The following is a 14,019-nucleotide window of genomic DNA, read 5'->3' on the forward strand; positions in this document are numbered from 1 at the left end:
CGCGAGAGCGCGAGAGCGCCCACACCGGAACGTCGCGGGACGATGCACGGCCGGTTGCGTCTCCGTGAACGTCGACTTACCGTCATTGATTGTGTCGGACGATCCGGCCGTGGCCGCACTGCTGAGCGAGTATCCTCCTTCAGCGCAACAGCTGACCTTGCGCGTGCGCAAGCTGCTCCTCCGCATCATTCCCGACGTCCACGAGCACGTCTATCCAGGCTGGCGGCTCATCAGCTTCCGAATGGGCAGCGGCGACCAACACAAGATCTGCTGGCTCGCCCCGCAGCGCCTCGGCGTGACCCTCGGCTTCGAGCGCGGGGCCGAGCTGCCGGATCCCAACGGCCTGCTCACCGGCGAGGCCAAGCAGGCCAGGAACGTCCATGTCCGCTCCGCCAAGGACGTGGACGTCCCCGCGATCGCCGCGCTGGTCGCGGCCGCCGTCGCGCTCCACCGGGACCGATAAGGCTCGCGCGGAGCGCCCCGGCGCGAGGGCCGCGGGCGCCGCCGCTCAGCGGCGCCCCTGGACGACCCGCCCGCCCGTCTTGCCGAGCGCGTACGAGAACCCGAGCTCCAGCGTGGAGCGGGTGACGATCGCCCCGAGATCGAGCCTCTGCTCCACCATGAGCCGCGCCGCCTCGGGCGCGATCCCGACGAGCACCACCTCGGCCCCGAGCAGCCCGGCGGCGCGCGCCGCCTGAGCGAGGTGGTTCGCCGCGCTCGCGTCGACCACCGCCATGCCGGTGACGTCGATGATCACGACGCGCGCCTGGTGCTCGGAGATCTCCTTCAGCATCGCCTCGATGAAGCGGCCGGAGCGGTGCGTGTCCAGCGCGCCAACGATCGGCATGACGAGGACGCCGCGCGCGATCGGCACCACCGGGCTCGACATCGCGGCGATCGTCTCGAGGAGCGCCTCCTGGCGGCTGCTCAGCGACTCGAGCGCCCTCGTCCGCTCCTTGATCCGCGACAGGAGCCGCGCGTTCTCGATGGCGACGGCGGCCACCGCGGCCACGCGCTCGATGAGCGCCAGGTCGGTCGCCGAGCACGCGTCGGGCTGCGGGCTGGCCAGGACGAGGACCCCGAGGACCGCGTCGCGGGAGAGCAGCGGCACGCCGACCAGCGTGCGCGCGCCGCTCCGGCGCGCCTCGGCGACGTCGCGGAAGCGCTGGTGCTCGCTCGACGCGGCGTCGATGACGAGCGAGCTGCACGAGCGCATCACCCGGCCCACCAGCGAGTCGTCCGTGACCGGCGCGCGCTCGTCGTCGACGAGGCTCTCGCGCTGGGCCATGCCGATCACCAGGAAATCGAGCGCGCGCTCGCGCCCCCCCGCGCCCAGCCTGCGGTTCGCGATCCTGCGGGCGGAGCTCGAGGCGAGGTGATCCGAGAGGGCGCTCGAGAAGGGCGTGCGCTCGAGGGTCACGAGGTCGACCCCCGTGTCGATGCAGCGCGACGCCGGCAGATCCGCGAGGGCCTCCGGGACGCCGCGCGTGGCCATCTCGTAGAGCGCCTGCACGCCGCGGTACCCCATGTCGTACTCGCGCTGCACGATCGCCGCGTGGATCACGCCGTCCTGGAGCATCGCGACCGTCGAGGTGACGAGATCGAAGGCGACCACCTTGAGATCGCCGGATCGCCCGAGCCTCATCGAGGCAAGCCCCAGGCTGGGGCCGTTCTCGCTGCACACCCCCAGGGCGCCGGCGAGGCCGGCGTTCGACCGCACCACGTCGACGGCGAGCGCGATCGCGCTCTCCACATCGAACAGGTTCTCCGAGAGCGAGGCCACGCGGACCGACGAGCCGGCGATCGCCTCGCGGAACCCCTCGATGCGCCCCTGGGCGTTCGGCACGGCGAAGGACTCCGCCTGGACGGTGATCTCGCCTCCCTGCGGCATGAGCCGCAGCATCGCCTCGCCCGCGATCCTCCCGGCGGCCCGGTTGTCGGTCCCGACGTAGAGCAACGACCGGCTGCCCGGGGCGGCCGGCGTGTCGATCGTGATGACCGGGATACCCGCCGCCATCGCGCGGCCGATGGCCGGCTCGAGCGCCACGGGGTCGATGGGCGCGATCGCGATCCCGTCCACCCGCCGCCGGATCCCTTCCTCGAGGAGCGCCTCCTGAGCCGCGGCGGCGGCGGACATGACGCTCCTGAACTCGACCCCGACCCGGAGATCGCGCCCCGCCGCCAGCGCGCCGTCCCGCAGGTTGTTCCAGTACGCCGTCATCGGCCGGCGGGGAGCCTTGTAGACGCGGATCATCGGCTGGCCTCGCGCGCCGCTCGCGTCGTAGGATCCGCGCCATCCATCGGCGACGCGCCCCTCGCCCCCGGCATCCTCCAGGATGGCGAGATCGATCGTGTTCCAGCGCGGGCCGGTCTGCACGCTCCGGATCCCGTCCGCGAGCGTCTCGATGAGCTCGAGGAGCTCGACCGACTCGGCGACGGAGCTCAGCACCTCCTCGAGCAGGCGCAGCTCCTGGGCGCTCTGCGCCTTCTCCTTGAAGAGGCCGCGCCGCTCGAGCACGACGCCCACGCTCACCGCGATCGACTCCACGAGCGCGCGCCACGGGCCCGAGAGCGGCGCCGCGTCCGGCTTCTCCAGGGCGAGGTAGGCGCCAGGCGCGCCGAACATGGGCACCGGTACGACGTGGACGTGGACGCCGTCGAGCGGCCAGCCAGGCACTTCCGCAAGCTCGGGAAGGTGCGCCCGGTACCACGCGACCGCGGGGACGAGGCACGGGCCGTGCGCCGCCTCGGGCGCCGCGGCGGGGCCGAACGGAGCCGATTCGCTGAGCACCCCGCCGTCGGACGGCATGTTCACCTGGCCCGGCAGGAGGCCGTCGAGCCCGACGATCGCTCTGTAGGAGAGCCGTCGGCCTGTGCGAATCAGCAGGCTCCCGCGCCGCGTGCCGGGGAGGCCCTCCATGGCTCGTCGCACGAGGTCGTGGAGGGTCGAGAAAACGTCCAGTCCGGTGGTCATGCAGATCCGTTCAGCCGCTCGCTCGCTCGCTCGCTGCCAAGGGCGCACGCGAGCACATGCTGGTAGCAGGCGGGAGCGGGCTCGTGCTTGTCAAGCAGAGACGATGAGACCACCGTAGGACCACGAGGAGCTCGCACCCGCATGAAGCTCGCCTCTCTCCGCGGCCCCGGCCGTGACGGCACGCTCGTCGTCGTCCGCCGCGACGGCCTCGCCTACGCCCACGCCGGCGCTGCCTTCCCCACGCTCCAGGCCGCGCTGGACGACTGGGAGCGCGCCGAGCCCGCGCTCCGCCGCATCGCGGCCGACGTCGAGCTCGGCGAGGCGGCCGTGGCGCCGCTGGTCACGGAAGAGCTCGCTGCGCCGCTTCCGCGCGCCTACGAGTGGATCGACGGCTCGGCGTACATCCACCACATCGTGCTCGTGCGCAAGGCGCGCGGCGCCGAGCCCCCCGAGACGCTGACGACCGATCCGCTCGTGTACCAGGGCGGCTCCGGCGTCCTCCTCGGCCCGACCGACGACATCGTCCTGCGCGACGAGGCCTGGGGCCTCGATTTCGAGGCCGAGGTCTGCGTCGTCCTCGGCGACACGCCGCAGGGCACGCGCCGCGAAGAGGCCCACCGGCACATCCGCCTGTTCCTGCTGGCCAACGACGTGACGCTGCGCAACCTCGTGCCCGCCGAGCTCGCAAAGGGGTTCGGGTTCTTCTGCTCCAAGCCCGCCACCGCGTTCTCGCCGTTCGCGATCACGCCCGACGAGCTCGGGGACGCGCTCCGCGACGGGCGCGTCCACCTGCGGCTCCGCTCGATTTACAACGGCGCGCTCATCGGCGATCCCGAGGCCGGCCCGGAGATGCACTTCTCGTTCTTCGATCTGATCGCGCACGTCACCAGGACCCGCAGCCTCACGGCGGGGACCCTCCTCGGCAGCGGCACCGTCTCCAACGAGGACCCGGCGCGCGGCGTGTCTTGCCTCGCCGAGCGGCGCATGCTCGAGATCCTCTCGGACGGGGCGGCCAGGACGCCGTTCATGAAGCCAGGAGACACGATCATGATCGAGATGCTGAATCGCGCGGGAGAGAGCCTCTTTGGGCGCATCGCGCAGCGGGTGGTGGCCGGATGAGCGCCGCAGTCCAGGGGCTCACGCTCTACGGTTACTGGCGAAGCTCGTGCAGCTGGCGCGTGCGCATCGCCCTGGCCCACAAGGGCATCGAGCACGCGTACCGGCCGGTGAACCTCGTCCGGGACGGCGGCGAGCAGCTCCGCGACGACTACCGAGCCAAGAACCCGATGGCGCAGGTGCCCCTGCTCGAGTTCGAGCAGGGCGGCGCCGTCCGGCGTGTGTCCCAGTCGGTGGCCATCATCGAGCTGCTCGAGGACCTCTTCCCCGCGCCGCCGCTCCTGCCCGCGGATCCGTACCTCCGCGCCAGGGCGCGGCAGCTCGTGGAGATGATCAACTCCGGCACGCAGCCGATGCAGAACACCGCCACGCTGAAGTACGTGAGGGACGAGCTCGGCGGCGACGAGAAGGCCTTCGGGCGGCGCTTCATCGCCGCGGGCCTCGCCGCGTTCCAGGCGGCGGCGGGCGAGCTCTCCGGGCGGTTCTGCGTCGGTGATCACGTCACGGTGGCGGACGTGTTCCTCGTGCCCCAGCTCTACAACGCGCGGCGCTACGAGGTCGACCTCGCGCCGCTCTCGACCCTCACGCGGATCGAGGCCGCGTGCATGGAGCTGCCTGCGTTCCAGGCGGCCCACGCCGACCGCCAGGTCGACGCGGTCGCCTAGCTCGCCCCTGCGTTACCCCTCGCGACGGAGGACCCGTATGGCCAAGGTGGAGTCGATCGGCATCAAGCGGGTGGAGGCGCTGCACTACTACGTGCACGACCTCGAGCGGAGCCGCAGGTTCTACACGGAGCGGCTCGACTTCGCGGAGATCGCCGCGAGCTCGCCGGAGCTCACGGCGGCAGCGGCGCAGCGCTCGGTCGTCTTCCAGGCCGGCGAGTGCGTCGTCGTCTGCTCGCAGCCCGCCGGCGAGGGCGGGCGGGCGTGGCGCTACCTGCGCAAGCACCCGGACGGCGTGGGCACGGTCATCTTCGAGGTGGAGGACATCGACCGCGCCTTCCGGCTGCTCGACGGCCGCGGGGGCACGCCGATCGACGAGATCCATCGGGTGAGCGAGGCCGGCGGCACCTTCGCCTCGTTCTCGATCACGACCCCGTTCGGCGACACCACCTTCCGCTTCGTGGAGCGGCGCGGCTACCCCGCGCTGTTCCCCGGCTGCGCGGCCTACGACGCGCCGCGCGGCGGCGAGAACCGCTTCGGGATCGCCCGGTTCGATCACATCACCTCGAACTTCCAGACGATGGCGCCCGCGCTGCTCTGGATGGAGCACGTGCTCGGGCTCGAGCCGTTCTGGCAGATCGCGTTCCACACGAACGACGTCGCGAAGGACGCGGACCACGGCTCGGGCCTGCGCTCGGCCGTGATGTGGGACCCGGCCTCGGGCGTGAAGTTCGCGAACAACGAGCCCTACCGGCCGCACTTCAAGAGCTCGCAGATCAACGTCTTCAACGAGGAGCACCGCGGCGACGGGGTGCAGCACGTGGCGCTCGCCGTGGAGGACATCCTCACCGCGGTGCGCGCGATGCGCGGCCGGGGCGTGGAGTTCATGCCGACCCCGGCCGCCTATTACGACATGCTGCCCGAGCGCCTGCAGCGGCTCGGCATCGGGCAGATCGACGAGGACGCGGCGGAGCTGCGCGATCTCGAGGTGCTCGTCGACGGCGACGGCGCGCGGTCGTACCTCCTCCAGATCTTTCTGAAAGAGTCGTCGGGCACGCACCGCGATCCGGAGGCCGGGCCGTTCTTCTTCGAGCTCATCCAGCGCAAGGGGGACCGCGGCTTCGGCGCCGGCAATTTCCGGGCGCTGTTCGAGAGCATCGAGCGGCAGCAGAAGGCGGGGGGGCACGGCTGATGCTCGATCGCGTCGTCGCCGGGATCGTCCCGCCGAAGCACCACATCGCTCTCCGGAGCGAGGCGGGGGATCTCCGCTACGAGGAGTGCCTGACGCGGGCGGGCTTCGACGGCCCCTACACGATCGCCTACCACGAGCGCCGGCCGCACGAGCACCGGGTCGCGGAGGCCGCGCACGGCTTCACGCTGCCGGTCGCCGCGGCGGCGCGCCCGCTCGCCAAGCGGCACTACCGGTCGCAGGATCTGCCGCGGCGGGGCGGGCCCGCTGTCGACTGCCGCGTGCCGCTGCTCTTCAACGACGACGTGGTGCTCGGGCTCGTCCAGCCGGACGCGGCCGATCCTGTGTACTTCGCGAACGCCGACGCCGACGAGCTGTTCTTCATCTTCCACGGGGGCGGCGTCCTGCGCACGATGCTCGGCGATCTGCGCTTCGAGCAGGACGACTACGTCGTCATCCCGAAGGGGCTCTTCTACCGCTTCCTCCCGGACGCCGCGCCCCAGCGCTGGCTCTCGATCGAGGCCGCGGACATCCACCTCCCGCGCAAGTGGCGCAACGAGGTCGGCCAGCTGCGGATGGACGCGCCGTACTCGCACCGCGATTTCCGGCGGCCCACGTTCGTCGGCCCCCTCGACGAGGGCATCCGCGCGCTCGTCGTGAAGCGCGGCGGCGCCTTCCACGGCTTCGCCCTCGAGCGCTCGCCGCTCGACGTCGTCGGCTGGGACGGGACGGTGTACCCGTTCGCGTTCCCGATCCAGCGCTTCCAGGCGCGCGTCGGGCTCGTGCACCTGCCTCCGGACTGGCACGGGACATTCGCCGCGCGGGGCGCCCTCGTCTGCAGCTTCGTGCCGCGCCCTGTCGACTTCCACCCGGAGGCGATCCCGTGCCCGTACCCGCACTCGTCGGTCGATTGCGACGAGTTCCTGTTCTACTGCCGCGGCAACTTCACCTCACGCCGCGGCGTCGGCCCCGGCAGCATCTCGCACCACCCCGCCGGCGTCCCGCACGGGCCGCACCCCGGCGCGTACGAGGCGAGCCTCGGGGCCCGCGAGACGAGCGAACTGGCGGTCATGCTCGACACGATCCGCCCGCTCTCGGCCACCGCGGCCGCGCTCGCGGTGGAGGACCCGGGCTACCAGGACAGCTTCATCGCGGGCCCTTAGCGGGGTCGAACGAGGGGGGCTTCCCTCAGGGCGCTCCGGGCTGCGGCTCGGAGCCCGCGGGCTGGGGCTTGTTGAAGCAGTCGCTCGTGCACTCGTTGAAGCGCTGCGACTCCTCGAAATCGATCCCGTTCAGCCCATTGCAGGACATGCCGATGATGCAGCGGGCGTTGCACACGATCGACCCGATGCAGTCGTCGGGGTTGGTCGAGAACGGGAATCCCAGCCCGCACGCCATGAAGACGTCGTTGGCGTCCTCGCAGACGGTGCGGAAGATCGAGATGCCGCAGCCACGGAGGCTGTCTCGCTGGCCGTCGCAGGCGTCGAACAGGTAATTCTCGTCCTTGCATTCGAGCTCCTCCTCGACGCAGGTCACGTACTCGTCGAAGGAGGCGGTGCAGCTCGCCTCCACCGCGGCCGCCCGCGCGGTCTCCGCCTTGTCGACGCACTCGAGGTACCTCGCCTCGCTGCAGCCGGAGCAGTCGCAGATGCGGTCGCAGGCGCGCTCCTCGGGCGAGGGGCAGCCAGCGGACACGAGCGCGCCGCCGGCGGCGGCCAGGGAGAGGAGCAGCCGATGGGTGAGCGGGGGACGGCGCTTGGGGGCGAGCACGGTGACCTCCTCCCCCTACTCTATTTTATTTCGGCATCTTGCCGAGCCGCTCGAGCAGCGCGCGCACGAGGAGCGGCCACGCGACCGTGGCGTCCGCGTACACCTCGGCGAAGCGCCCGCCCTCCTGCGGCGGGGTGAACTTCCCCCAGCTCACGCCCTCGGAGTACGTGCAGCCGGACAGGCCGCCCCAGTGGACGGGCTCGGGGCAGATGCGGACGCCGTACTGGAACCGCGGGTGATCGACCTCGATGTCCAGGCGATCGCCGACGATGTCGTAGAACGGCGCGACCTGCTGGGCCCAGTTGCGCGGCACGCCGCCGCCGATGGTGAAGATGCCGAGGCGCTTCTTCTTGCGGACGAGGCGGGCGTAGCTCAGCAGATCGAGGAACGGGTTGTACGGCGGCGGCACGGCCTCGCGCCACACGTCGAAGCCCGGCTTGTCGCCGTGCTGCGCCTTCACCTTGCGCAGCATCCACGTCGCCACGTCGAGGCCCATCTCGCTGTCGGTGAACGCCGGCACGTAGACGGGCACGTCGCGGAGGTACGCGCTCCGGAGCACGCCCGGCGAGTCGCCCATGTCCGCCAGCGCCTTGCCGAGCTGGCGGCAGATGATCTCGCTCGACCAGGGAGAGCCGGGGTCCAGCTTGTCGAGCTCCTTCCGGACGAAGACCTCGATCGCGTTGAGGTTCTTCTCCATCTCGAGCGTGTCGTAGACGCGGTTGTACCCCTTCTCGAAGTACGTCTCGTCGGAGATGCCCGGGTTCGCCTTGTAATGGGTCAGGCCGACCGCCTCGCTCAGCCCGTGCGCCATGAGCGCCCCCGTGCTGATGATGCAGTCGATCATGCCGGCCTCGATCATCCGCACGATGACGACGCCCATCTTGGCGACCGTCATCGCGCCGGAGAACGTCGCCACGACGAGGCAGTCCTCGTCGCGCACCATCGCCTCGAGCACGTCGCACGCCTCGCCGAGCGCGCGGCCGCTGAACGCGGTCCTGCTCATCGCGCGGAGCAGATCGTCGAAAGAGTCAATCTTCAGCGGGTCGAGCGCGGCGAGCGGCACGAGCTGGTCTTCGACGCCGTCGCCGAGCTGGCGGTGCGAGGGACGAGGATGCTTCGGAGAGGACATAGGGCGCGACATATACCCGCGCGGGGGGTGGGCCGTCGAGCGCGAAGCTCGCCGCGAGAGCGGCAAACTCAGGGCCGGACGGCCAGCGAGCACGCGAGGCGGCGCGTCGGTCTGCCCGCTGCTTTACCCTCCGTTGCCCCGGGCTTCCCGGCGCCTTGGCCGATCCCGCGATCGCCGCCTTCCGCGCGGCGGGCCGCGAGATCGGCGCGAACGAACGCGAGCGGGCTCGCGCCGGGCTGGCCGTCGGTCCGCCGCTCCAGATCCATCAGCGCGGCGATCTTCGCCACGCAAACGTCACGACCTGACACACGGACGTCATAGACAGCCGTGCTCGCGGGCGCGCGGTGGCCATCGACCGTCGCGAACGCGCTCGCGCGATCGAGCAGGAAGCGCGCGCCGGGCGGGCGCGCGGCGCACGCCGGCATGCGGGTGAGCTCTGTGCGGACATTCGGGACGATCTCCCAGCCGTCGAGCGGCAGGAGCGGCGGGGCCTTCGCGATCGCTCCTTGCCCCGTCGTCGCCGCAGGCGGGATCGGCACCGTCCGGCCGAGCGTCAGGCCGTGGAAGCTGAGCAAGAGCGGCACGCCGGCGCTCGTCGGCTCCCCCAGCGCGGGCTCGCCGAGGTTCGCGAGCGAGGCGATCGGCCGCGGGGCCTCGCCGGACGACCACGCGACGAGCGACGCGCCGCGGAGCCACGCGACGGGCCCATCCGGCGCCTCGCTGAAGGCGACCTCCGCCTCGGGCATCAGCTCTTGCGGCACCTCGGCGACCTCGGCGCCGCGGCCCGGCCTCACCTGGATCAGCACGTCGCGCCCGGAGGCGCGCACCCCGAACAGGATCCGGCCGCCGGACGCCGCGAACCGGGCGAGGATCGCGTCCCGGCCGACGCCCTCGGGTGCCGGGCCCGTCCACGAGCGGACCCTGGCCTGGAGCTCGGTCGGATCGAGCCAGCGCAGCGTCCAGGTCGCCCGCGGCGCAGCGGAGGCGCCGCGCGCCTGGAGACCGGCGCCGGCGCCCTTGGCAGCAGCGCCGGCGGGCGAGCGCACCTCGAGCGCGGCGACGGTGGAGAGCTGGCCCCAGCGCCTGGCGCTCACCGACGAGACGCGCCGCTGGTCGTCCGGTCCGGGCTTCGCGTCGCGGGCGAGCAGCGCGAGCGCCTCCTGCGTACTGCGCGGCGGCGGCACGCCCGCCGGCGAGGGCGGCGGCCCCGGCTGTGTCGTGCAGGCGAGCGCGCGCTCCGGCAGCGCCGGGGCCGGCGGCGGGCGGAGCTGCAGGAGTGGCGCGGCCCCGAGCGCAGCACCGCCGAACGGCGCTCCCTGCGCGGGCAGCGGCGGCCCCCAGCCCACGCGGAGGTGGGTCGCGATCCTCAGGCCGACCTCGTTCACGGCCAGCATCCCGGGCTCGGCGAGCAGATCGCCGCTCTGGGCGATCTCCGCGGCGGCCTGGGGTGGGACCTCGATGGGCGACCACGTGCGGCCGGCGTCATCCGAAGCGAGCACCTTCCCTTCCCCGACGGCGATCCCGCGGCCGGCGTGGACCACGGCGTGCGCGGCGCCGGCGAGGCGAGCCCGCGAGGCCTGGCCGCCGGGGGAAAGGACCACGGCGGTGAGGTCTCCGGCCTCGTCGGCCACAACGAACGACAGCGCGCCGTCCTGCCCCTCCTCGATGGGGCTGACCACGTTGACGTCGTCGCCCCCGCCGCGCAGCCAGCCGAGCTGGAGCAGCGGAGCCTCCCTGCCGCCGGCGTCGATCACCGCGACCTGGGCGCCGGGCGCGGCGCCCTCGCGGCCGTCGCCGCCGCGCGGCGCGGGCTCGTCGCGGGGCGCGACGTCGCTGTCCCAGAGCCCGCGCAGGATCGCGATCCGTCCGTCGGCGAGCGCGCCGGCGCCGCGCCAGCGGACGTCCGTGCCCGGGCGGACCGTGCTCCACCGGCCGCTCGGCTGCCGCACGCACACGCTGCCCTCGTCGTCCGCGTCGCACGGCGCGAGCAGCAGGGCGCCGCCGCTCGGGGACACGCGGAGCTCGGCCTCGCCGCTCCGCACGAGGACGGGGGGTTCGCTGCCGAGCGGGCGGCCGGGCTTGACCTGGAGCACGCCGAACGGATCGTGGCGGCCGTCCGGCCCGCCCTCGCCGAGCGCGCAGGCCACCCACGCCGCTCGCCCCGCCCGGCCGACGCCGCAGGCGTTCAGCCAGTCTCCGTGGCCGAAGGGGGCGACCTCCTGGAGCGCGCCGGTGGCGAGATCCACGCGGGCGAGGACGCCGTGGCTCGCCGTGATCGCGGTGGACGACCACGCCGCGCCGCTCGAGATCGCCGCCTCGAGCGGGTGGCGCCCCGTCGCGCGGATCCAGCGGAGCAGCGGCGCGCCCGAGCCGAGCTCTGGCGCGTCGTCGGCGGGGGCGGGCCCGAGCCGCGCCTCGGCGACCAGGATCCGCGCCTCGCGCTGCTCGGACGACGAGGCCCTGCCCTGCGTCACGGCGATCAGCTCGCCGTCGCGCACACGGACGTCGGCGAGGCGGAGGAGGGCGGCGGGGTCGGCGTCCTCCCCGTCGCCGCCCGGCGACGGCGCCACGGGGCGCCACGACGCGCCGCCGTCGGCCGTGACCGCGAGCCCTGCCGCCTCGAAGAGCCCGGCGCCGTGCCGAGCGTCGCGGAACGCGAGGGCGCGCAGCGGCAGGGCGGGCAAGCCCGGCAGCGTGCGCGGCTGTCCGGTCTCGATGTCGAGGAAGATCGGAACGTCGGAGATGGCGTCCCAGACGGCGACGACGGCGGGACCGCCGCCGATGCGCTGGAGGTCCGTCTCGGAGCGGGCGAGGACCGCCGGCGCGCCGAGCGGGTCATCGAACCGGTAGACACCGCGGACTCCGCGCCCGACGAGCCGCGGGCCAGTTCCGGACGGAACCAGCACGAGCTCGATCAGGGGCTCGGGGCACGCCGCGGTCTCCTGCCGTGCCACGCCGTCGGCCCCGACGAGGACGCGCTGGCCGCCGACCAGCGCGATCGTGCCGCCGGCGACCCGGGGCCCGATCGCTGTCGCGCCGCTCACGTCGACCCAGCGGGCGGGCACGGGCGCTGGAGGCGGGGGGAGCGCCGCCGCGGGCGCGCCGCGCTCTTGCGGCGCGGGTCGGGGCGGCGCGCCGCCGCAGCGGGCGAGCGCGAGCGCAGCGAGGAGCGCGGCCGCGCGCCGCGACCGGCGCGGTGGCGCTGCGAGGCGGGGAGCGCCCGCCGCTCTGGACTGCATCATCGCGGCTGAGACTACCGTGATTCGCAGGCCGCCGCGGCGCCGTGAGGCTCAGTGGACGGCCGAGCTCACCGGGACCGGGGCGGCCTCGTCCGCCAGCGCGGCCGACCTGCGGGCGAGGAGAGCCATGAGCCCTCTGGCGCCGACCACGGCGTGGTCGGACACGCAGTTGTTGAAGATCGCGTGGACCTGCTCCGCCTCCTGGGAGAGCCGCGCGACGGTCTCCGCCCAGGGAGCGAGCTCCGCGGGATCGTAAACGTACCTGAACTTCTCGTTCACGCCGACGGGCGCATCCCAGGTCTCTTCGCGCCGGCCGTGGAAGCGCACAACGGCGAGGCGAGGATCGGCGACGAGTGCGGTGGGAGGCATGCTGTTCTGCTTGCCCTGCGGCTCATCGACGATGACGTAGAATGCGTCGAGGTCCCGGAGGAGGTCCACGACGCGCTCGATGCGGCCGGGCATACCCCAGGATCCGTGCCTGAGCTCGACGGCGAACGGGAGCCCTTCCATGCGCCTCCGGCACTCCTCGATGACACGCACGTTGCCGCGCGTCGCCGTGAACCACGGAGGGAACTGGAAGAGCACGTACCCTAGCTTGCCCGCCTGGCGCAGCGGATCGACCGCCGTCCGGAAGCGCTCCCAGAGCGCGTCTCGGGTCTCGGCCGGCAGGTCTGCCGGGTAGAGGCGCCGCCGGTCGAAGAGCGAGGCCGGCAGCGCGCCCTGGACGTCCGGGGGGAGGCGGGCGGGCTCCACGGGGTGCTGGGTGAGCGGCGCGAACGCCTTCACGTTGAACACGAAGTCAGGCGGAGTCCGCTCGATCCACTGCGCAACCATCCCCGGACGCGGGAGGGCGTAGTAGCTCGAGTTGACCTCGACCACGGGGAACTGGGACGCATAGAACTTCAGCCGTTCTGCCGGGCTCGACACGCCCTTCGGGTAGAATCTATGGCTCTTCACCAGGGTCGGGTCCGTCCACCCGGCGGTCCCGGCGAGGGCGTTGCCGATGCGGGCGGGCACAGGCGCACACGCCGCGAGGGCCGCGGCGCGCGCGAGACGCTGCTCCTCCTGGTCCTGGTGTGGAGTCTCCTCTGAAGGCGACCGCGGCGGGTCGCGCAGGGCTTCTTCGTGCATATCGGGAGCAACCTAAGATCTCTTTGCGGCGATGGAAGCGCTCGCCCGAGAGATACGGCGACAGTTGCTCATTGCTTCTCACGAAGGTCCGTTCTCCCGTCGTGCGCATACGCTCCAGCTCGCTCGCCGCGCTCCGCTCGACGAATCCCCGGATTACCAGACCGGCCGCGCGATCCGCTCGGCGAGCGCCTTTCGGGCGACCTGAAGCCTGCCGGCGGCCGTGGCCGGGTTCAGCCCGTGCGCCCTGGCGTAGGACGTCAAGGGATGGGGACCTGCCGCGGCGAGGAGAAGATCGCGATGGTGCGCAGGCAGCTCGACGAGCCTGCGGAGCGCTGCGCGGGCAAGCAACCTGCCGTCCAGATCGACGCTGTCTTCGTCGACGAGCGCGCGCGGATCGTCGATCGGGACCTCGCGGCGGACGTGGGCGCGCCCCAGGTGATGGCCTGCCTGCCGCCATGTGATGCCATGGAGCCAGCCCTGGAGCGCGCGGCGCGGCGCGATCCGAGGATCAGGGCGGTACCTGCCAGCCTGAATGGCCTTCCAGGCGGCGATGAGCACGTCCTGGAGCACGTCCTCGCAATCGCGCGCGTGGACGCCGCACGCGACGAGCCTGGACAGGATCAGGCGCCGCTCCGCGACGAGAGCGTCGAGGGGCGGCGATACCTCGGGGCGCAGCGACATCGAGAGCCCCGGAGCAGGCGGCGCGCCGCGCTTGCGACGGCTCATCGGGATCTCCTCCGGCGCACCGCGCCTCGGCAGACCGGCGCCGGGCAGCAGGGAGAGTGCTCGCGACGGTGGGTGGGTGTTCC

11 protein-coding genes are annotated in these 14,019 nt (G+C 72.9%); 5 read left to right on the forward strand and 6 right to left on the reverse strand.

From position 1 onward, the window contains the following. Window positions 1–109: 109 nt before the first annotated feature. Complete coding sequence (locus WMF19_RS33710; protein WP_437894108.1) at window positions 110–463, forward strand: DUF1801 domain-containing protein; 354 nt, start codon at window positions 110–112, stop codon at window positions 461–463. Window positions 464–508: 45 nt separating this feature from the next. Here WMF19_RS33710 and WMF19_RS33715 read toward each other — a convergent pair whose 3' ends face one another. Continuing rightward, the gene (locus WMF19_RS33715; protein WP_437894109.1) at window positions 509–2,974 is read right to left on the reverse strand and encodes a substrate-binding domain-containing protein; all 2,466 of its coding nucleotides are present in this window, start codon (window positions 2,972–2,974) and stop codon (window positions 509–511) included. A gap of 141 nt (window positions 2,975–3,115) precedes the next feature. On the opposite strand from WMF19_RS33715, the gene WMF19_RS33720 reads away from it, so the two are divergent. From WMF19_RS33720 to WMF19_RS33735, 4 genes are read left to right on the forward strand one after another with little or no spacing between them, the layout of a single operon-like run. Further along, window positions 3,116–4,093, forward strand: coding sequence for a fumarylacetoacetate hydrolase family protein (locus tag WMF19_RS33720; RefSeq protein WP_437894110.1), 978 nt, complete (start codon window positions 3,116–3,118; stop codon window positions 4,091–4,093). Continuing rightward, a complete protein-coding gene (maiA, locus tag WMF19_RS33725; RefSeq protein WP_437894111.1) occupies window positions 4,090–4,755 on the forward strand; it encodes a maleylacetoacetate isomerase in 666 nt (221 codons plus the stop codon). The genes WMF19_RS33720 and maiA overlap by 4 nt, the downstream gene beginning before the upstream one ends. 37 nt (window positions 4,756–4,792) lie before the next feature. Next, window positions 4,793–5,944 (forward strand): 4-hydroxyphenylpyruvate dioxygenase family protein, encoded by a 1,152-nt coding sequence (locus WMF19_RS33730; RefSeq protein WP_437894112.1) that lies wholly within the window; start codon window positions 4,793–4,795, stop codon window positions 5,942–5,944. Further along, window positions 5,944–7,104, forward strand: coding sequence for a homogentisate 1,2-dioxygenase (locus WMF19_RS33735; RefSeq protein WP_437894113.1), 1,161 nt, complete (start codon window positions 5,944–5,946; stop codon window positions 7,102–7,104). The genes WMF19_RS33730 and WMF19_RS33735 overlap by 1 nt, the downstream gene beginning before the upstream one ends. A gap of 25 nt (window positions 7,105–7,129) precedes the next feature. Here the strand turns inward: WMF19_RS33735 and WMF19_RS33740 are convergent, their stop codons facing one another. The 5 genes from WMF19_RS33740 to WMF19_RS33760 form a co-directional block, all read right to left on the reverse strand. Next, window positions 7,130–7,711, reverse strand: coding sequence for a hypothetical protein (locus tag WMF19_RS33740; protein WP_437894114.1), 582 nt, complete (start codon window positions 7,709–7,711; stop codon window positions 7,130–7,132). A gap of 25 nt (window positions 7,712–7,736) precedes the next feature. Next, window positions 7,737–8,840 carry a deoxyhypusine synthase family protein gene (locus WMF19_RS33745; protein ID WP_272094920.1) on the reverse strand — a complete coding sequence of 368 codons (1,104 nt, stop codon included), beginning with the start codon at window positions 8,838–8,840 and terminating at the stop codon, window positions 7,737–7,739. Window positions 8,841–8,908: 68 nt separating this feature from the next. Beyond that, window positions 8,909–12,082: a hypothetical protein gene (locus WMF19_RS33750; protein ID WP_437894115.1), complete on the reverse strand. Its 3,174-nt coding sequence runs from the start codon at window positions 12,080–12,082 to the stop codon at window positions 8,909–8,911. A gap of 48 nt (window positions 12,083–12,130) precedes the next feature. Continuing rightward, on the reverse strand, window positions 12,131–13,210 hold the full coding sequence (locus WMF19_RS33755; protein ID WP_437894116.1) for a DUF72 domain-containing protein: 1,080 nt from the start codon (window positions 13,208–13,210) through the stop codon (window positions 12,131–12,133). Window positions 13,211–13,363: 153 nt separating this feature from the next. Continuing rightward, a complete protein-coding gene (locus tag WMF19_RS33760) occupies window positions 13,364–13,936 on the reverse strand; it encodes an RNA polymerase sigma factor (protein ID WP_437894117.1) in 573 nt (190 codons plus the stop codon). Window positions 13,937–14,019: the final 83 nt, after the last annotated feature.

The organism is Sorangium sp. So ce124, assembly GCF_051525235.1.
In the GTDB taxonomy this organism is placed as follows: domain Bacteria; phylum Myxococcota_A; class Polyangia; order Polyangiales; family Polyangiaceae; genus Sorangium; species Sorangium atrum.

What these genes read in the sequence shown, in the direction of transcription:
- WMF19_RS33755 (WP_437894116.1), bottom strand. Translation starts at nt 13,210, where the DNA reads ATGCACGAAGAAGCCCTGCGCGACCCGCCGCGGTCGCCTTCAGAGGAG.
- maiA (WP_437894111.1), top strand. Translation starts at nt 4,090, where the DNA reads ATGAGCGCCGCAGTCCAGGGGCTCACGCTCTACGGTTACTGGCGAAGC.
- WMF19_RS33745 (WP_272094920.1), bottom strand. Translation starts at nt 8,840, where the DNA reads ATGTCCTCTCCGAAGCATCCTCGTCCCTCGCACCGCCAGCTCGGCGAC.
- WMF19_RS33735 (WP_437894113.1), top strand. Translation starts at nt 5,944, where the DNA reads ATGCTCGATCGCGTCGTCGCCGGGATCGTCCCGCCGAAGCACCACATC.
- WMF19_RS33760 (WP_437894117.1), bottom strand. Translation starts at nt 13,936, where the DNA reads ATGAGCCGTCGCAAGCGCGGCGCGCCGCCTGCTCCGGGGCTCTCGATG.
- WMF19_RS33750 (WP_437894115.1), bottom strand. Translation starts at nt 12,082, where the DNA reads ATGATGCAGTCCAGAGCGGCGGGCGCTCCCCGCCTCGCAGCGCCACCG.
- WMF19_RS33715 (WP_437894109.1), bottom strand. Translation starts at nt 2,974, where the DNA reads ATGACCACCGGACTGGACGTTTTCTCGACCCTCCACGACCTCGTGCGA.
- WMF19_RS33720 (WP_437894110.1), top strand. Translation starts at nt 3,116, where the DNA reads ATGAAGCTCGCCTCTCTCCGCGGCCCCGGCCGTGACGGCACGCTCGTC.
- WMF19_RS33730 (WP_437894112.1), top strand. Translation starts at nt 4,793, where the DNA reads ATGGCCAAGGTGGAGTCGATCGGCATCAAGCGGGTGGAGGCGCTGCAC.